A 17,155-nucleotide genomic window follows, 5' to 3' on the forward strand; every position below is an offset into this window, starting at 1 on the left:
TGAACGATGAATCAGAACGCTGAGTACTCTGCGGTCAACGACGCTGTGCGTGGGCAATTTTTTCGGCGAACCTGGGCGATGATCACGCCCTATTGGCACAGTGAAGAGAAAGGTAAGGCCTGGTTGTTGCTGGCAGCGGTGATCGCCCTGTCGCTGTTTAGCGTGGCGATTTCCGTGTGGCTCAACCACTGGTACAAGGACTTCTACAACGCCCTCGAGAACAAAGACACCGCCGCTTTCTGGCAGCAGATCGGCTATTTCTGCGGCATCGCAGCGGTGGCCATTCTCGCCGCGGTGTACCGTCTTTACCTGACGCAGATGCTGACCATTCGCTGGCGGGCGTGGCTCACTGAAAAGCATTTTGCGCGCTGGCTAAGCCAAAAAAACTACTACCAGCTGGAGCAGGGCGGTTACACCGATAACCCGGACCAGCGTATTTCGGAAGACCTCAATAGCTTCACCTCGAACACGTTAAGTCTTGGTCTCGGGCTGCTGCGCAATGTCGTCAGCCTCGTGTCGTTCTCCGTCATCCTTTGGGGCGTGTCGGGTAGCATTGAGGTGTTCGGCATCACCATCCCCGGCTACATGTTCTGGTGTGCGCTGGTTTACGCCGGTGTCGGCAGTTGGTTGACCCATCTGATCGGTCGCCGCTTGATTGGCTTGAGCAACCAACAACAACGTTTCGAAGCTGACTTGCGTTTCTCCATGGTGCGGGTGCGCGAGAATGCCGAGAGCATTGCCCTGTACAACGGCGAGCCCAACGAGAACCAGCGCTTGAGCGCGCGTTTCGGCAAGGTCTGGCACAACTTCTGGGACATCATGAAGGTGTCCAAGCGCCTGACATTCTTCACCGCCGGCTATGAGCAGATTGCGATTGTCTTTGCATTTGTCGTGGCCGCGCCTCGCTACTTTGCCGGCAAGATCGAACTGGGTGAGCTCATGCAAATCAACTCGGCGTTCGGCAACGTGCAAAGTAACTTCAGCTGGTTTATCAGCGCTTACACCGACTTGGCCGCCTGGCGTGCTACCAGTGACCGTCTACTGAGCTTCCAGCAAGCCATGAGTGAAAACGAGCAACGCCCGGCAGCCATAGAGGTCAGCGCGGAGGGCGAGCGTCTGGTAGTGCAGGGCTTGGGCATGAACCTGAGCGATGGTCGCCACTTGCTGACCGATGCCAACATGATTGTTGAACCAGGCCAGCGCCTGATGCTCAGCGGCCGTTCCGGCAGCGGCAAAAGCACCTTGCTGCGCGCGATGGGCCATCTGTGGCTGGAGGGTTACGGCAGCATTCGCATGCCGGCGGCGCGTTATCTGTTCCTTCCGCAGAAGCCCTACCTGCCGATTGGTACGTTGAAATCCGTGTTGAGTTATCCACAGGACGACAGCACCTACCCGGCAGAACGTTATGCACAGGTCCTGCTAACCTGCCGCCTGCCGCACCTGGTCACGCGTTTGGACGAGGCCAACCACTGGCAACGCATGCTTTCACCGGGCGAGCAGCAACGCCTGGCCTTTGCCCGGGCCTTGCTGTTCGCGCCGCAATGGCTGTACATGGACGAAGCGACTTCGGCGATGGATGAAGAGGATGAGGCGACGCTGTATAAGGCGCTGATTGATGAGTTGCCGGGGCTGAGCATTGTCAGTGTCGGCCACCGCAGCAGCCTCAAGCGCTTCCATGGGCGGCATGTGCGCATCGAGGCAGGGTGGCTTCAAGAACAGCCCGTGGCCTGAAAACCAATGCGGGAGGGGGCTCGCCCCCGATAGCTGTGTGTCAGTCTGCACATGTATCAACTGATCTAACGCCATCGGGGGCAAGCCTCCTCCCACAAGGGCGAGGGCCAACAAAAAGCCCGGTTGATCATCGATCAACCGGGCTTTTTTTATTGCTTGAAAATAACTTACTTCTTCAAGCCGTAATGCTCATCCAACATCCCTGGGGCGTTTGGCGTTTTTGGCGCGTAGTCCCGTGGTGGCTCCTGGTTTTCCCGAGGTGGGGTCAGGCGTTCCCGCGGAGTTTGCGGTGCATCGGAATGCAGCGCAGCCAGCAGACGCTGACGAGTGATGTCGTCGAGGGCGAGGCGATTGGCGCCATCGGCGAGATGATCCTGTACTTCCTGATAGCTCTGAGTGAGCTTCTTGACCAGGTTTGCGGTGCTGTTGAAGTGGGTAACAACCTCGTTCTGATAACTGTCAAAACGTTCCTGAATGTCATCCAACTGACGCTGCGTGCGGTTAGGCGCGGCATTCGGCAGCAGGCGAGCAACCAGGAATCCAATGGCGACACCGGCAACCAGGGCAAGAGTCGGCAACAACCAAACTAAGAGCGAGTGTTCCACGAGTCCTTCCTCTATAAACGGCTTTGCTTTACGTTAACGGCTCAAACCTGCGCTGTATACCGCGATTAAGCTCGCAATGATGCCATGCACAGACTTTTAGCTAGACGAGTCGACCCTTTGAGAGGTCACGGAGTTCATTCCTTGCTCATGCGTGAAACCCCCGTTTTGATCGATGGCCCGGTAGGCCAATTGGAAGCCCTGTACCTGGATCACCCCGAGCCACGTGGCCTGGCGCTGATCTGCCACCCTAATCCGGTGCAGGGCGGGACCATGCTCAATAAAGTCGTTTCGACCCTGCAACGTACCGCCCGCGACGCCGGTTTGATTACGCTGCGTTTTAATTACCGTGGCGTCGGTGCGAGTGCCGGTACCCACGACATGGCCACTGGCGAAGTCGACGATGCTGAAGCGGCCGCTACCTGGCTGCGGGAAAAACATCCCGGACTGCCGATGACCTTACTTGGTTTTTCCTTCGGTGGTTATGTGGCAGCCAGCCTCGGTGGTCGCCTGGAAGCCAAGGGCGAAAAACTCGCACACCTGTTTATGGTCGCTGCCGCTGTGATGCGCCTGAGCGACACGGATGTACTGCCCCAAGGCTGCCCGTTGACCCTGATCCAGCCGGAAACCGACGAAGTGGTCGAGCCGCAACTCGTCTACGACTGGTCCGCGGCTCTGAATCGCCCCCATGAGCTGCTGAAAGTGGCAGAATGCGGACACTTTTTTCATGGCAAGCTGACCGATCTCAAGGATCTGGTACTGCCGCGCCTCTCGAATTGATAGCAGTCTGATAAGCGATTACCCATGACGACTCGTACCCGTATCCTCACCGGCATCACCACCACTGGCACGCCGCACCTGGGCAACTACGCCGGTGCGATCCGCCCGGCGATCCTGGCCAGCCAGGACGCCAACGCCGATTCCTTCTACTTCCTGGCCGACTACCACGCCCTGATCAAATGCGATGACCCGCAGCGCATCCAGCGCTCGCGTATGGAAATCGCTGCGACCTGGCTGGCCGGTGGCCTGGATGTGGATCGAGTGACCTTCTACCGGCAGTCCGACATTCCAGAGATCCCCGAGCTCACCTGGCTGCTGACCTGCGTCGCCGCCAAGGGCCTGCTCAACCGCGCCCACGCCTACAAGGCCTCGGTGGACAAGAACGTGGAAACCGGCGAAGACCCGGACGCGGGCATCACCATGGGCTTGTACAGCTATCCGGTGCTGATGGCGGCCGACATCCTGATGTTCAACGCGCACAAAGTGCCGGTCGGCCGTGACCAGATCCAGCACGTGGAAATGGCCCGCGACATCGGCCAGCGGTTCAACCACCTGTTCGGCAACGGCAAAGAATTCTTCACCATGCCCGAGGCGTTGATCGAAGAAAGCGTCGCCACCTTGCCGGGCCTGGACGGCCGCAAGATGTCCAAGAGCTACGACAACACCATCCCGTTGTTCACCAGCGCCAAGGACATGAAAGACGCCATCTCGCGGATCGTCACCGATTCGCGCGCACCCGGCGAAGCCAAGGACCCGGACAACTCGCACCTGTTCACCCTCTATCAGGCGTTTGCCAGCAAGGCCCAGGAAGAAGAGTTCCGCGGCGAGCTGCTGCAAGGCCTGGGCTGGGGCGAGGCCAAGAGCCGTCTGTTCCAGCTGTTGGACGGCCAACTGGGCGAAGCCCGCGAACGCTATCATCAACTGATGTCGCGCCCGTCGGACATGGAAGACCTGCTGCTGGTCGGCGCCAAGAAGGCCCGTGCCGTGGCCGCACCTTTCCTCGCCGAGTTGCGTGAGGCGGTTGGCTTGCGTTCATTCGTAGAGCAGACTGCTGCTCCGGTCAGCGCCAAGAAGAAAGCCGCAAAAGCAGCGCGCTTTGTGAGCTTTCGCGAAGACGACGGCAGCTTCCGCTTCCGCCTGTTGGCTGCCGATGGCGAGCAACTGCTGCTGTCGCGCAACTTTGCCGACGGTAAAGCCGCTGGCGCAGTGACCAAGCAGCTGCAAAGTGGCGTGATGCTGGACGTGCGTCCTGAAGCCTTGGGCTTCAGCGTTTGGCTGGACGGCGCGGCCGTGGCCGACAGCGCTCAGTTCGCCGACAGCGCGACCCGCGATGCCGCCATCCAAGCGTTGCGCATCGCGTTGACCCCAATCGAGGATTAACCCGACCAAGGGTTGATTGCCATTATCCAGGGCCGTCGTTACAGTGACGGCCCGTTTTTGTTGCCTTGCTAACGAAATTATGACGCCCCTAGAACGATATCAAGCTGATCTGAAACGCCCTGAGTTCTTCCATGACGCGGCCCAGGAAACGGCGGTGCGTCATTTGCAACGTCTGTACGACGACCTGGTTGCGGCCTCGCAAAGCAAGCCAGGGATGCTCAGCAAGCTGTTTGGCAAGAAAGACCATGCGCCGGTCAAAGGCCTGTATTTCTGGGGCGGCGTGGGCCGTGGCAAGACCTATCTGGTCGACACCTTCTTCGAAGCGCTGCCGTTCAAGGAAAAGGTCCGCACCCACTTCCACCGCTTCATGAAGCGTGTGCACGAAGAGATGAAGACCCTGCCGGGTGAGAAAAACCCGCTGACCATCATCGCCAAGCGCTTCTCCGATGAAGCGCGGGTGATCTGCTTCGATGAATTCTTCGTCTCCGATATCACCGACGCCATGATCCTTGGCACCCTGATGGAAGAGCTGTTCAAGAACGGCGTGACCCTGGTCGCCACCTCGAACATCGTGCCGGACGGCTTGTACAAAGACGGCCTGCAACGTGCGCGCTTCCTGCCAGCCATCGCGTTGATCAAGCAGAACACCGAGATCGTCAACGTCGACAGCGGTGTTGACTACCGCCTGCGCCATCTGGAGCAAGCGGAGCTGTTCCACTTCCCGCTGAATGAAGCCGCCCACGAAAGCCTGCGCAAAAGCTTTCGCGCGCTGACGCCGGAATGCACTCAGGCGGTGGAAAACGACAAGCTGATGATCGAGAACCGCGAAATCATCGCGCTGCGTACTTGCGATGACGTGGCCTGGTTCGAATTCCGCCAGTTGTGCGACGGTCCGCGTAGCCAGAACGACTACATCGAACTGGGCAAGATTTTCCACGCGGTGATCTTGAGCGGCGTGGAACAGATGAGCGTCACCACCGACGACATCGCGCGCCGTTTTATCAACATGGTCGATGAGTTCTACGACCGTAACGTGAAGCTGATCATCTCGGCGGAAGTCGAGCTCAAGGACCTGTATACCGGCGGCCGCTTGAACTTTGAGTTCCAGCGCACACTGAGTCGCTTGCTTGAGATGCAGTCCCACGAGTTCCTGTCGCGCGGGCACAAACCCTAAGACCGACACAGTAAAAAATGCGGGAGGGGGCTTGCCCTCGATAGCGGTCTTTCAGTAACAGATGCACTGACTGATCCGCCGCTATCGGGAGCAAGCCCCCTCCCGCATTTGCTTACGCGGCCTGCTGGAACTGCTGGCGATATTGGTTTGGTGACAACTCCGTGTGTTGCCTGAACAACCGCGCAAAGAAACTCGCATCGTCGTAACCCACCTCATAACTGATGGTCTTGATGCTTTTGCGACTGCCCGAGAGTAGGCCCTTGGCCGTCTCGATACGCAGTCGTTGCAGGTAATGCAGCGGCTTATCGCCGGTGGCGGTCTGGAAGCGCCGCATGAAGTTGCGGATGCTCATGCCGTGTTCCCGGGCGACGTCTTCGAAGCGGAATTTGTCGGCAAAATGCTCTTCGAGCCAATGCTGGATCTGCAGGATGATCACGTCCTGGTGCAGCTTCTGCCCACCAAAGCCGATACGCCCCGGCGAGTAGCTGCGCTGCACTTCGTAGAGAATGTCACGGGCCACGGCCTGGGCGATGTTGGCGCCGCAGAAGCGTTCGATCAGGTAGATATACAGGTCGCACGCCGAGGTAGTGCCACCGGCGCAATACAGGTTGTCGGCGTCGGTGAGGTGCTTGTCCTGGTTGAGCTGGACCTTGGGAAAGCGTTCGCTGAATGCATTGAAGAAGCGCCAGTAGGTGGTCGCCTCCTTGCCATCGAGCAGTCCAGCTTCGGCCAGCCAGAACACCCCGGTGGCTTCGCCACAGAGCACGGCGCCGCGAGCGTGTTGATCACGCAGCCACGGCAGCACTTGGGGGTAGCGGGTGCACAGGGCGTCGAAGTCATCCCAGAAGGCCGGTAATACGATGATGTCGGCGTCTTCGAGGCCGCCGTCCACGGGCATGATCACATCGCTGAAGCTGCGCACCGATTGCCCATCCGGGCTCACCAGGCGTGTTTCAAACGCCGGCGTCAGGCCCAGGCCTTGCTGTTTGCCATAACGCAGGCTTGCGAGGTGGAAGAAATCCTTGGCTTGCATGAGGGTCGAAGCGAATACCCGATCAATGGCCAAAATGCTGACGCGCCTCAGGGGCGTGGAGATTTGGTTAGACATAATTTCATTTATTCTTATAGGGGAAAGTGGTCACCAGACGGCTGGATCGTCTTATTTTTTGTCGCATGTGTCCAGTGTCCTGTCATGCTTTCGCGGCATAGGCTCTGTGGGCTTGTTTTTGTCCGACAATCCACGCAGGTGACCCATGATTCCCAGAACTTTGTTCAGCCCGGAGCACGAACTCTTTCGCGAGAGCGTGCGCACCTTCCTCGAAAAAGACGCCGCGCCGTTCCATGGGCAATGGGAAAAACAGGGGTATATCGACCGCACTCTATGGAGCAAGGCAGGGGAGGCGGGGATGCTGTGCTCTCATCTTCCAGAGGCGTATGGCGGGTTGGGTGCGGACTTTCTCTACAGTGCGGTGGTGATTGAGGAGATCAGTCGGCTGGGCCTGACCGGTATTGGTTTCTCTCTGCATTCGGACATCGTCGCGCCTTATATCCTGCATTACGGCAGTGAGGCGCTGAAGCACAAATACCTGCCCAAATTGATCTCCGGCGAGATGGTCACCGCCATCGCAATGACCGAGCCGGGCGCCGGTTCCGACCTGCAAGGGGTCAAGACCACCGCCGTGCTGGATGGCGACGAGTATGTGATCAACGGCTCCAAGACCTTTATCACCAACGGCTATCTGGCTGAGCTGGTAATCGTCGTGGCCAAGACCGATCCCAAGGCCGGCGCGAAGGGGACCAGCCTGTTTCTGGTGGAGGCTGACACGCACGGCTTCGCCAAGGGTAAGCGCCTGGAGAAGGTCGGCATGAAGGCCCAGGACACCTCGGAGCTTTTCTTCCAGGACGTGCGGGTGCCCAAGGAAAACTTGTTGGGCCAGGCGGGTATGGGCTTCGCCTACTTGATGCAGGAACTGCCCCAGGAGCGATTGACCGTGGCCATCGGCGCGATCACCTCAGCCGAAGCGGCGTTGCAATGGACGCTGGAGTACACCCGTGAACGCAAAGCGTTCGGCAAAGCGATTGCCGATTTCCAGAACCCGCGGTTCAAGTTAGCGGAGATGGCGACTGAGATTCAGATCGGCAGAGTGTTTGTCGATAAATGCATGGCGCTGCACCTGGAGGGCAAGCTGGATGTGCCTACAGCTGCGATGGCTAAGTACTGGGCCACTGACCTGCAATGCAAGGTGCTCGACGAATGCGTGCAGTTGCACGGCGGTTACGGCTTTATGTGGGAGTACCCGATTGCACGAGCCTGGGCGGATGCTCGGGTGCAGCGGATTTATGCGGGAACCAATGAGATCATGAAGGAGATCATTGCGCGGGCGCTTTGATTTTTTGCTGGTCTTGGAGCGTCATCGGGGGCGAGCCCGCTCCCACATGTGGAGTGCATGCCAATGTGGGAGGGGGCTTGCCCCCGATAGCGGTCTACAGATCAGTCAAGGCGCAGGATTCGGATGATCCTTCTGAATCGCCTCAATCCCTTCCAGTACTTCCTTCGACAGCGTCAGATCAGCACTGGCGATGTTGCTGTCCAGTTGCTCCAGCGACGTTGCGCCAATAATGTTGCTGGTCACGAACGGTTGCTGGGTCACGAACGCCAACGCCATCTGCGCCGGGTCCAGGCCATGCTCCCGAGCCAGTGCAACATATCGGCTGCAAGCCGCTTCCGACTGCGGGTTGAAGTAACGGCTGAAACGGCTGTATTCCGTCAGACGCGCTTTCGCCGGGCGTGCACCACCTTCGTATTTACCGCTGAGCATGCCGAATGCCAGGGGCGAGTAGGCCAGCAGGCCGCACTGTTCACGAATGGCGACTTCCGCCAGGCCCACTTCAAAGCTGCGGTTGAGCAGGTTGTAGGGATTCTGGATCGACACTGCACGGGGCCAGCCACGGGCTTCGGCCAAAGCGAGGAATTTCATGGTGCCCCATGGGGTTTCATTGGACAGGCCGATGTGGCGAATCTTGCCGGCTTTTACCTGTTCGTCCAGCGCTTCGAGGGTTTCTTCCAGTGGGGTGAGGTCGTCTTCGTCCTTGTGCTTGTAGCTCAGTTGGCCGAAGAAATTGGTGCTGCGCTCTGGCCAGTGCAATTGATAGAGGTCGATCCAGTCTGTTTGCAGGCGCTTGAGGCTGGCGTCCAAGGCGTCGACGATGTGCTTGCGGTTGTGGCGCAGGTGGCCATCGCGGATGTAGTCGATGGTGTTGCCGGGGCCGGCGATCTTGCTGGCGAGGATCCAGTCGGCACGGTCGCCACGGCTTTTGAAGTAATTACCGATATAACGCTCGGTGGTGGCATAGGTGTCGGCCTTGGGCGGCACCGGATACATTTCGGCCGTGTCGAGGAAGTTGATCCCCGCGGCCTTGGCTCGCTCGATCTGCGCGAAGGCCTCTGCCTCGCTGTTTTGCTCGCCCCAGGTCATGGTGCCCAAGGCTATCGCGCTCACGTTCAGATCCGTACGGCCCAGCTGTCGATAATCCATCGGGTACTCCTTCGGGGAAAACAATCATAAAAGCAGGTTGAATTTTTTTTCGCAATCTGCATAATTGCCCACCTCTTTCTGCAGTGGAAGTGATGCGCCGCCTGCCGAAGAATCTTGCCGTTGAACGGACGCGCCGACCCGAGCCCCCGATAGCGTCTGTATCCGGCTGCCTTTGACTTGTCAAAGTACGCACTATTCAGTAAGATCCGCCGTCTAATTTACAGGGCGGCCCCTGAGGCTATTAAAGAATGACAACTTTTACTGCAAAACCGGAAACAGTTCAGCGCGACTGGTTTGTCGTCGACGCCGCTGGTCAGACCCTGGGTCGTCTGGCCACTGAAGTCGCCAGCCGTCTGCGTGGCAAGCACAAGCCTGAGTACACCCCTCACGTTGATACCGGTGACTACATCGTGATCATCAACGCTGAGCAGGTACGTGTTACCGGCAACAAAGCGCAAGACAAAATGTACTACCGTCACTCCGGTTTCCCAGGCGGTATCAAGTCTTCGAACTTCGAAGGCCTGATCTCCAAGAAGCCTGAAGCCCCGATCGAAATCGCGGTCAAAGGTATGCTGCCTAAGGGCCCACTGGGTCGCGATATGTTTCGCAAGCTGAAAGTCTATGCGGGCGCTGTACACCCTCATGCTGCTCAGCAGCCCCAAGAACTGAAGTTTTAACGGAATAGTTCATTATGTCGGCGACTCAAAATTACGGCACTGGCCGTCGCAAAACCGCAACCGCACGCGTTTTCCTGCGTCCGGGCACTGGCAACATCTCGATCAACAACCGCACTCTGGAAAATTTCTTCGGTCGCGAAACTGCCCGCATGGTAGTTCGTCAGCCGCTGGAACTGACCGAGACTGTTGAGAAGTTCGACATCTATGTCACCGTTATCGGTGGCGGTGTAAGTGGTCAAGCTGGCGCAATTCGCCACGGTATCACTCGCGCTCTGATGCAGTACGACGAAACCCTGCGTGGCGCTCTGCGCAAAGCTGGCTTCGTTACTCGCGATGCTCGTGAAGTTGAACGTAAGAAAGTCGGTCTGCGTAAAGCGCGTAAGCGTCCGCAGTACTCGAAGCGTTAATTCGCTTTACGTTCCACAAAAACGCCCAGCCTCCTCACGGAGCTGGGCGTTTTTTATTGCCTGCGATTTATCTAGATTTTTCGCCGTGACAACTTGCCACATCCGTAGACCCCCTATACTACAAGGCCTGGAGGCAGAGCCTCGGGCAATTCCCTTGTCATACGTGGGGCTTTTCATTACCATCCGACAAAATTTTTATAAGTAAAGATTCAATACTTAGTAGACGCCTGATTTAACAGGCCAAAAAGCTGATGGGAGAGGACTGAATGAGCAATGACGGCGTGAATGCAGGCCGGCGTCGCTTCTTAGTAGCAGCCACATCCGTGGTGGGTGCTGCAGGAGCGGTGGGGGCTGCGGTCCCGTTCGTGGGGTCATGGTTTCCCAGTGCCAAGGCGAAAGCCGCAGGTGCACCGGTGAAGGTGAATGTCAGCAAGATCGAGCCAGGCCAGCAGATGATTGCTGAGTGGCGCGGCCAGCCAGTCTTCATCGTTCGTCGTACTGAGGAAATCCTGGGGAATCTGAAAAAGATCGAAGGCCAGTTGTCTGACCCAAAATCTGAGAATTCCGACCAACCCGCCTACGCCAAAAACGAAGTGCGCTCGATCAAACCAGAGATTCTGCTACTGGTTGGTCTATGTACCCATCTGGGGTGCTCGCCCACCTTCCGCCCGGAAGTAGCCCCGGCAGATCTGGGGAAGGACTGGGTCGGCGGCTATTTCTGCCCGTGCCACGGTTCTCACTACGACCTCGCCGGTCGTGTCTACAAGTCCCAGCCTGCTCCTTTGAACCTGCCCGTGCCTCCGCATACCTACGAAACTGACGACCTTATTGTCATTGGCCTCGATAAGGAGAACGCGTGATGAGCAAGTTCATGGATTGGGTAGATGCGCGCTTCCCCGCCACTAAGATGTGGGAAGACCATCTCAGCAAGTACTACGCGCCAAAAAACTTCAACTTCTTCTACTTCTTCGGCTCCCTGGCCCTTCTGGTGCTGGTCAACCAGATCGTGACCGGTGTATGGCTGACGATGAGTTACACCCCGTCAGCGGAGGAGGCATTTGCTTCCGTTGAAGGCATCATGCGTGACGTCAACCATGGCGCGATCCTTCGATTGCTGCATGCCGTGGGCGCGTCGATGTTCTTCATCGTCGTGTACCTGCATATGTTCCGCGGCCTGCTCTACGGTTCGTACCAGAAACCCCGCGAGTTAGTGTGGGTCTTCGGCATGCTGATCTACTTGGCGCTGATGGCCGAAGCCTTCATGGGTTACCTGTTACCTTGGGGGCAGATGTCGTACTGGGGCGCCCAGGTGATTATCTCGCTGTTCGGCGCGATCCCGGTTATCGGCAACGATCTAACCCAGTGGATTCGTGGTGACTACCTGATCTCCGGTATCACCCTGAACCGCTTCTTTGCCTTGCACGTGGTGGCCTTGCCTATCGTGATCCTAGGCTTGGTGGTTCTGCACATCTTGGCGTTGCACGAAGTTGGCTCTAACAACCCGGACGGCGTGGACATCAAGAAGCACAAGGACGAGAACGGCATCCCGCTGGATGGCATCCCATTCCACCCGTACTACACCGTGAAAGACATCGTCGGCGTGGTCGTGTTCTTGTTCGTGTTCTGCTCGATCGTGTTCTTTTTCCCGGAGATGGGCGGTTATTTCCTGGAGAAGCCGAACTTCGAACAGGCCAACGCTTTCAAGACACCTGAGCACATTGCCCCGGTTTGGTATTTCACGCCGTTCTACGCAATCTTGCGGGCCATCCCCGACAAGCTCATGGGCGTCATCGCCATGGGTGCAGCCATTGCCGTGCTGTTCGTGTTGCCTTGGCTCGATCGAAGTCCGGTCAAATCCATGCGCTACAAAGGCTGGCTGAGCAAGATCTGGTTGTGGGTGTTCTGCATTTCGTTCGTGATCCTGGGTGTGTTGGGCGTATTGGCGCCAACTCCTGAACGTACGTTGCTGTCGCAGGTCTGCACCTTCCTGTACTTCGCCTACTTCATTCTGATGCCGTTCTATACCCGGCTTGAGAAGACCAAACCGGTTCCGGAAAGGGTGACTGGCTGATGAAAAAATTATTCGTTGCATTGATGCTTGCGGCGCTGCCGCTACTGTCCTTCGCTGCCGAGCACGGTGGTCCGGAGCTGGAAAAAGTCGATATCGACGTGTCTGACAAGGCTGCCATGCAAGACGGCGCGCGTACGTTCGCCAACTATTGCATGGGCTGTCACAGTGCCAAGTTCCAGCGGTACGAGCGGGTTGCCGATGATTTGGGCATTCCCCACGAACTGATGTTGGATAAGCTGGTGTTCACCGGTGCCAAGATTGGCGACCACATGAATATCGGTATGCAACCTGCGGACGCCAAGGCCTGGTTCGGCGCCGCACCGCCTGATCTGACCCTGGTGGCCCGTGTGCGCGGCACCGACTGGCTGTACGGCTACCTGAAGTCGTTCTACGAAGATCCGGCCCGGCCTTATGGCGTGAACAACCGAGTATTCCCGAACGTCGGCATGCCTAACGTTCTGGTCGGCCTTCAGGGCAAGCAAGTGGTAGGATGCAAGCAGATCCAGGTCGTTGAAGACGGTAAGAAGCAATATGATCCGTTGACCGGTACGCCTTTGACTCATGAAGCGTGCGATCAACTGAAGATCGAAACCCCCGGTTCGCTGACTGACGAGCAGTTCGACGAGAAGGTCAAGAACCTCGTGACCTTCCTGGCCTACTCGGCCAACCCGGTAAAACTGCAGCACCAGCGCATCGGTACTTACGTCTTGCTGTACCTGGCTTTCTTCTTCGTATTCGCCTATCTGCTCAAACGCGAATACTGGAAGGATGTGCATTGATCCAACCGTAAGCAATTGCTGTTAATCTTGCGCGCCCAGCGGCATCTCTGAATACGTAGCGAACGGGTTAACCCGCCGTTACAGAGATGCTCTCTGGGCGCGCTCGTTTTTGAGCTTCCGATAATTTCAACAAGCGAGGAGGACCGCCATGGGCGTGACCAATCGGTTGGCCTGTTACTCCGACCCCGCCGACCACTATTCCCACCGAGTACGTATCGTGCTCGCAGAGAAGGGTGTCAGCGCCGAGATCATCAGTGTGGAGGCGGGCCGTCATCCGCCAAAACTGATCGAAGTGAACCCTTACGGCAGCTTGCCCACCCTGGTCGATCGTGACCTGGCGTTGTGGGAGTCGACCGTGGTGATGGAATACCTGGATGAGCGTTATCCTCATCCGCCTTTGCTGCCGGTATATCCGGTGGCGCGTGCCAACAGTCGCCTGCTGATCCATCGGATCCAGCGCGACTGGTGTGGGCTGGTGGATGTGATTCTGGATTCGCGCAGCAAAGAGGCGGCCCGTGTCGTGGCGCGTAAGGAATTGCGCGAGAGCCTGACCGGCGTTTCGCCGTTGTTCGCCGATAAACCTTTTTTCCTCAGCGAGGAACAAAGTTTGGTGGATTGCTGCCTATTACCGATACTCTGGCGTTTGCCGATTCTCGGTATTGAACTGCCGCGGCCGGCCAAGCCGCTGCTTGATTACATGGAGCGCCAGTTTGCGCGTGAGGCTTTCCAGGCAAGTCTGTCTGGTGTCGAACGCGATATGCGCTAAGGCTTAAGGAGCCGTTGATGAACTCCAGTCGACCTTACCTGGTCCGCGCGCTCTACGAGTGGATTGTGGATAACGATTGCACCCCGCACATGCTGGTCAATTCCGAATTTCCTGCGGTTCAGGTACCGCAGGGTTTTGCCAGTGACGGGCAGATTGTGCTCAATGTATCGCCGAGTGCCGTGCGCCACCTGCACATGGACAATGAGGCGGTCAGTTTCGAAGGGCGTTTTGGCGGTGTACCGCACACGCTCTACGTGCCGATTGGCGCCATTCTTGGGATTTATGCTCGGGAAAATGGTCAGGGCATGGTGTTTGATCTGGAGTCACCTTTCGAGGACGACGAATCGATCGAAAGCGAAGAAGGTGATGATCTGCCACCACCAGATGCCGAGCCACCGCGTCCTAGCGGCCGGCCTAGCCTGAAAGTGGTGAAGTAATCGGCGTTTGCCTTCGGGTGTGCCTGAAAAATGCCTCGATTTGTGTCGGGGCATTTTTTTGCGTGAAGGATATAAGTGAAAGTCGCGACTGAACGGTGATCGTACAACCGCCATGGGCTATGATGCCTCTTTACTCAACCGAGATAGATGATTCCACATGGAAAACGCCAGCACCGCCCCTCGTCTTCCCCGCAAGCGCCGCAGCCTTGCCCAGGAATTGGTCACGGTGCTGTCTGAGCAGATCCGTGACGGTGAACTCAAACGGGGCGACAAGCTGCCCACGGAGTCCGCGATCATGGAAGCCCATGGCGTCAGTCGCACCGTAGTGCGCGAAGCCATCTCACGTTTGCAGGCGGCGGGGCAGGTGGAAACCCGTCATGGTATCGGCACTTTCGTGCTGGACACGCCGAGCCCCAGCGGTTTCCGGATTGATCCCGCCACGGTCGTGACCCTGCGCGATGTGTTGGCGATTCTGGAGTTGCGTATCAGCCTGGAAGTGGAGTCTGCCGGCCTGGCGGCCCTGCGTCGTAGCGAAGAGCAGTTGGCTGCGATGCGTGCAGCACTCGATGCGTTGAATGAAAGCGCCGCGCACGCCGGCGATGCCGTCGCCTCAGACTTCGCATTTCACCTGGAAATCGCACTCTCCACCGGCAACCGTTACTTCACCGACATCATGACGCACCTGGGCACCAGCATCATTCCACGTACCCGCTTGAATTCGGCGCGCCTGGCCCATGATGATCAACAGCATTACATGGGGCGCCTGAGCCGTGAGCACGAAGAGATTTACGAGGCGATTGCCCGCCAGGACTCAGATGCGGCGCGGGCGGCGATGCGTTTGCACCTGACTAACAGCCGTGAACGGCTGCGCCATGCCCATGAAGAGGCTGAAAGGGCAGGCTGATCAAACCGCCGCTGGTTGGTATCACTGGGCGGCTTGGTGATCAGGGTGTCTAGCGTGACGATGTGCCATTCAGCGTTTTTCTATGACTGTTGCCTTGATTGGATATAGGCAGCCAATTCGTCCAGTGTTGGTTTCTCGGCCACGTCGTCAGGCAGTTGTAAATGAAGCTCCGTCATTGACGAGTTGATCACCCGAAGCCTTTCTTTCTTGTCAGCGATCAGCTCAGCCAAAGGCCTATCGGGATCAAAGTCTTGATCTTTTTCATCCCGACTGGCTTCGAAACCGGATGCCAGTAGGCCGAAAATTTCATCAGTGGTTTTCATGAAGCACCTCTCTTCTCAGTGTGAGTTCTAGAAGCAGAATCAAGCACGGACTGGAACCTGCGCCACGTTACGACCTCTTGATGTTCGTGGTGTCAGTTCCGTTGTCGGCATATTCGTAATGGGGCATGGCGACGTCCTGATGCGGCGACTTCAGGTATCAGGAGAGCTACAGCGAATCGCCTCAGGAGCTAATGCCTTAGCCCCTGAGGTTTGTTATCCCTCGTGTATGAACTGTGCATAACTGTTAGAAATCACAGTATCGACAAGCGGTACTGTCTAGGTCTGAGGACTCGGCTTGTAGTCCTTAAGCAACAAATACGTACTCCACCCCCACCAATCATTGGTCCAATGCTTGTCGTTCAGGTCATTCACGTCCTTGCGGCGCAGCACTTTGTCACCCTCCATCTTGAACAATGGCGAAAAGTTATTTGCCGGGTTCTGTGCTGCGTTCAAATCCGGCACATACAGTGGAGCCTTGAAGTTGGCCGGGGAGGGCGCGATACCACTGATGAAGGTCTCAAAGATCTCGTCTGCGGATGCCTGAACGGCGCGTTTGACCTGTGCTCGATTGTTTGCGTCAACGGTATCGAAATAGCGCTTATCTCCATAGGCGTGCCACTCATCACCCATGGCATTGCGCACCTTCAGCCCGAATTTGCTGTCTTCATCGTGCATGAAGCGACTGATCAGCGAGCCCAACTCTCCCGGCGTGACCACCGCCGCCAGTTGCTTGCGTGGCACCCGCAAGTGGCCGGCGGAAAACAGATCGGTCAAGAAGTGGTCAGCAAAACTGTTCATGGCATACGCCAGTTCCAGTGCCTGATCGGTACCGGTTTGATGCGCTATCACGGCCTGTTGCAACGCTGCCGTATGCCCCGCCAGGTAGGCCGATAGCGCCCATTCGCCGAAGTGATCGGCGTTGTCCGCCGCCAGTTTCAGGTAACGGCCCAGCGGAACCAGCGCCGATACCGTACTGCCGCCCCCGGTGATTCGGTTCCATTCCTCGGACAACGTATCACCCAGCGCGTCATAGGCTTCATGGGGTTGTTTGCCATCTTTGATGGCTTGATTGACCGCGCTGATTTCCTTTTGCATCACCGCGAGAATCTTTCCTGCTTCATCCCGTGAGGCCGGCAACACTGCCAGCGAGTTAAAGGCGGCGGTGAAGCGTTGCACGCGCTCGGCAGAGGAGGCGCCATCGCTGATCGGCTTGCCAGGAATGCCATAAAAGTCACCGCCCAGGGCAATCACTTGGCCGTAGGTCAGTGCCAGCCCATTGGGTAGGTGCAGTTCGACTTGCCGGGCGGGAATCGCCGGGGCGTTCGTATTGAAGCGCAACAGTGTGTCGTCGCCGATGGCGGTGTGTTCGCCACCTTCGAATCGCAGGATCGGTTGAGTTTTTTCGGGTGCTACGAGATCAAGACCTGACATGTTAGCTCCTTGCTATGTCGTAGGAATCTTCCTTGATTGCTGTATGTATATACAGCATTGACGAGCATAGAGGATAAATTTCCTACGTCAAGAACGCTTGTATCAACACCGTTTAAACCGAAGGCCGATGAATTGCAGTTGACGAATCTTTTTATAG

The 17,155-nt window shown here is 57.4% G+C and carries 18 protein-coding genes; 13 read left to right on the forward strand and 5 right to left on the reverse strand.

The genetic code is table 11. The features are described 5' to 3' along the window. The first annotated feature begins 6 nt into the window (after window positions 1-6). Window positions 7-1,731, forward strand: coding sequence for an ABC transporter ATP-binding protein/permease (locus BW43_RS16995; protein ID WP_032886235.1), 1,725 nt, complete (start codon window positions 7-9; stop codon window positions 1,729-1,731). Between the two features lie 167 nt (window positions 1,732-1,898). Here the strand turns inward: BW43_RS16995 and BW43_RS16990 are convergent, their stop codons facing one another. Further along, window positions 1,899-2,336 carry a YhcB family protein gene (locus tag BW43_RS16990; protein ID WP_032886236.1) on the reverse strand — a complete coding sequence of 146 codons (438 nt, stop codon included), beginning with the start codon at window positions 2,334-2,336 and terminating at the stop codon, window positions 1,899-1,901. A gap of 147 nt (window positions 2,337-2,483) precedes the next feature. On the opposite strand from BW43_RS16990, the gene BW43_RS16985 reads away from it, so the two are divergent. From BW43_RS16985 to zapE, 3 genes are all read left to right on the forward strand, one after another. Continuing rightward, on the forward strand, window positions 2,484-3,113 hold the full coding sequence (locus BW43_RS16985; RefSeq protein WP_032886237.1) for an alpha/beta hydrolase: 630 nt from the start codon (window positions 2,484-2,486) through the stop codon (window positions 3,111-3,113). Between the two features lie 24 nt (window positions 3,114-3,137). Further along, entirely contained in the window at window positions 3,138-4,493 is a 1,356-nt protein-coding gene (locus BW43_RS16980; RefSeq protein WP_032886238.1) for a tryptophan--tRNA ligase, read from the forward strand. 79 nt (window positions 4,494-4,572) lie between these two features. Beyond that, a complete protein-coding gene (zapE, locus tag BW43_RS16975; protein ID WP_032886239.1) occupies window positions 4,573-5,667 on the forward strand; it encodes a cell division protein ZapE in 1,095 nt (364 codons plus the stop codon). Window positions 5,668-5,779: 112 nt separating this feature from the next. Here the strand turns inward: zapE and BW43_RS16970 are convergent, their stop codons facing one another. After that, window positions 5,780-6,700: a GlxA family transcriptional regulator gene (locus tag BW43_RS16970; protein ID WP_177326430.1), complete on the reverse strand. Its 921-nt coding sequence runs from the start codon at window positions 6,698-6,700 to the stop codon at window positions 5,780-5,782. Between the two features lie 220 nt (window positions 6,701-6,920). Here BW43_RS16970 and BW43_RS16965 point away from each other — a divergent pair, with 220 nt between their 5' ends. Continuing rightward, window positions 6,921-8,057, forward strand: coding sequence for an acyl-CoA dehydrogenase family protein (locus tag BW43_RS16965; RefSeq protein WP_032886241.1), 1,137 nt, complete (start codon window positions 6,921-6,923; stop codon window positions 8,055-8,057). A gap of 105 nt (window positions 8,058-8,162) precedes the next feature. On the opposite strand, the gene BW43_RS16960 is transcribed toward BW43_RS16965, so the two are convergent. Further along, window positions 8,163-9,203, reverse strand: a complete 1,041-nt coding sequence (locus BW43_RS16960; RefSeq protein WP_032886242.1) for an NADP(H)-dependent aldo-keto reductase — start codon at window positions 9,201-9,203, stop codon at window positions 8,163-8,165. 248 nt (window positions 9,204-9,451) lie between these two features. Between BW43_RS16960 and rplM the strand changes: the two genes are divergently transcribed. The 8 genes from rplM to BW43_RS16920 all read left to right on the forward strand — a co-directional run bounded on the left by rplM (window position 9,452) and on the right by BW43_RS16920 (window position 15,244). Then, window positions 9,452-9,880, forward strand: a complete 429-nt coding sequence (rplM, locus tag BW43_RS16955; RefSeq protein ID WP_003171742.1) for a 50S ribosomal protein L13 — start codon at window positions 9,452-9,454, stop codon at window positions 9,878-9,880. Between the two features lie 14 nt (window positions 9,881-9,894). Beyond that, window positions 9,895-10,287 (forward strand): 30S ribosomal protein S9, encoded by a 393-nt coding sequence (gene rpsI, locus BW43_RS16950; RefSeq protein ID WP_003216038.1) that lies wholly within the window; start codon window positions 9,895-9,897, stop codon window positions 10,285-10,287. A gap of 266 nt (window positions 10,288-10,553) precedes the next feature. Then, window positions 10,554-11,147 carry a ubiquinol-cytochrome c reductase iron-sulfur subunit gene (petA, locus tag BW43_RS16945; protein ID WP_032886243.1) on the forward strand — a complete coding sequence of 198 codons (594 nt, stop codon included), beginning with the start codon at window positions 10,554-10,556 and terminating at the stop codon, window positions 11,145-11,147. Further along, window positions 11,147-12,358, forward strand: coding sequence for a cytochrome bc complex cytochrome b subunit (locus BW43_RS16940; RefSeq protein WP_032886244.1), 1,212 nt, complete (start codon window positions 11,147-11,149; stop codon window positions 12,356-12,358). Before petA ends, BW43_RS16940 begins: the two co-directional genes overlap by 1 nt. Then, complete coding sequence (locus BW43_RS16935; RefSeq protein WP_032886245.1) at window positions 12,358-13,137, forward strand: cytochrome c1; 780 nt, start codon at window positions 12,358-12,360, stop codon at window positions 13,135-13,137. Before BW43_RS16940 ends, BW43_RS16935 begins: the two co-directional genes overlap by 1 nt. A 148-nt stretch (window positions 13,138-13,285) precedes the next feature. Then, window positions 13,286-13,903, forward strand: a complete 618-nt coding sequence (locus BW43_RS16930) for a glutathione S-transferase N-terminal domain-containing protein (RefSeq protein WP_032886246.1) — start codon at window positions 13,286-13,288, stop codon at window positions 13,901-13,903. A 17-nt stretch (window positions 13,904-13,920) separates the two neighbouring features. Then, window positions 13,921-14,340 (forward strand): ClpXP protease specificity-enhancing factor, encoded by a 420-nt coding sequence (locus BW43_RS16925; RefSeq protein ID WP_032886247.1) that lies wholly within the window; start codon window positions 13,921-13,923, stop codon window positions 14,338-14,340. Between the two features lie 157 nt (window positions 14,341-14,497). Then, the gene (locus BW43_RS16920; protein WP_032886248.1) at window positions 14,498-15,244 is read left to right on the forward strand and encodes a FadR/GntR family transcriptional regulator; all 747 of its coding nucleotides are present in this window, start codon (window positions 14,498-14,500) and stop codon (window positions 15,242-15,244) included. Window positions 15,245-15,324: 80 nt separating this feature from the next. Here BW43_RS16920 and BW43_RS16915 read toward each other — a convergent pair whose 3' ends face one another. Further along, a complete protein-coding gene (locus BW43_RS16915; RefSeq protein ID WP_032886249.1) occupies window positions 15,325-15,567 on the reverse strand; it encodes a hypothetical protein in 243 nt (80 codons plus the stop codon). A 276-nt stretch (window positions 15,568-15,843) separates the two neighbouring features. Then, window positions 15,844-16,998: a hypothetical protein gene (locus BW43_RS16910; RefSeq protein ID WP_032886250.1), complete on the reverse strand. Its 1,155-nt coding sequence runs from the start codon at window positions 16,996-16,998 to the stop codon at window positions 15,844-15,846. Window positions 16,999-17,155 lie beyond the last annotated feature (157 nt).

The organism is Pseudomonas sp. RIT357, assembly GCF_000632245.1.
Classification (GTDB): Bacteria; Pseudomonadota; Gammaproteobacteria; order Pseudomonadales; family Pseudomonadaceae; genus Aquipseudomonas; species Aquipseudomonas sivasensis.

What these genes read in the sequence shown, in the direction of transcription:
- BW43_RS16915 (WP_032886249.1), bottom strand. Translation starts at nt 15,567, where the DNA reads ATGAAAACCACTGATGAAATTTTCGGCCTACTGGCATCCGGTTTCGAA.
- BW43_RS16995 (WP_032886235.1), top strand. Translation starts at nt 7, where the DNA reads ATGAATCAGAACGCTGAGTACTCTGCGGTCAACGACGCTGTGCGTGGG.
- BW43_RS16910 (WP_032886250.1), bottom strand. Translation starts at nt 16,998, where the DNA reads ATGTCAGGTCTTGATCTCGTAGCACCCGAAAAAACTCAACCGATCCTG.
- BW43_RS16980 (WP_032886238.1), top strand. Translation starts at nt 3,138, where the DNA reads ATGACGACTCGTACCCGTATCCTCACCGGCATCACCACCACTGGCACG.
- petA (WP_032886243.1), top strand. Translation starts at nt 10,554, where the DNA reads ATGAGCAATGACGGCGTGAATGCAGGCCGGCGTCGCTTCTTAGTAGCA.
- BW43_RS16960 (WP_032886242.1), bottom strand. Translation starts at nt 9,203, where the DNA reads ATGGATTATCGACAGCTGGGCCGTACGGATCTGAACGTGAGCGCGATA.
- rplM (WP_003171742.1), top strand. Translation starts at nt 9,452, where the DNA reads ATGACAACTTTTACTGCAAAACCGGAAACAGTTCAGCGCGACTGGTTT.
- BW43_RS16935 (WP_032886245.1), top strand. Translation starts at nt 12,358, where the DNA reads ATGAAAAAATTATTCGTTGCATTGATGCTTGCGGCGCTGCCGCTACTG.
- BW43_RS16970 (WP_177326430.1), bottom strand. Translation starts at nt 6,700, where the DNA reads ATGCAAGCCAAGGATTTCTTCCACCTCGCAAGCCTGCGTTATGGCAAA.
- BW43_RS16940 (WP_032886244.1), top strand. Translation starts at nt 11,147, where the DNA reads ATGAGCAAGTTCATGGATTGGGTAGATGCGCGCTTCCCCGCCACTAAG.
- BW43_RS16930 (WP_032886246.1), top strand. Translation starts at nt 13,286, where the DNA reads ATGGGCGTGACCAATCGGTTGGCCTGTTACTCCGACCCCGCCGACCAC.
- rpsI (WP_003216038.1), top strand. Translation starts at nt 9,895, where the DNA reads ATGTCGGCGACTCAAAATTACGGCACTGGCCGTCGCAAAACCGCAACC.
- BW43_RS16965 (WP_032886241.1), top strand. Translation starts at nt 6,921, where the DNA reads ATGATTCCCAGAACTTTGTTCAGCCCGGAGCACGAACTCTTTCGCGAG.
- BW43_RS16920 (WP_032886248.1), top strand. Translation starts at nt 14,498, where the DNA reads ATGGAAAACGCCAGCACCGCCCCTCGTCTTCCCCGCAAGCGCCGCAGC.
- BW43_RS16985 (WP_032886237.1), top strand. Translation starts at nt 2,484, where the DNA reads ATGCGTGAAACCCCCGTTTTGATCGATGGCCCGGTAGGCCAATTGGAA.
- BW43_RS16925 (WP_032886247.1), top strand. Translation starts at nt 13,921, where the DNA reads ATGAACTCCAGTCGACCTTACCTGGTCCGCGCGCTCTACGAGTGGATT.
- zapE (WP_032886239.1), top strand. Translation starts at nt 4,573, where the DNA reads ATGACGCCCCTAGAACGATATCAAGCTGATCTGAAACGCCCTGAGTTC.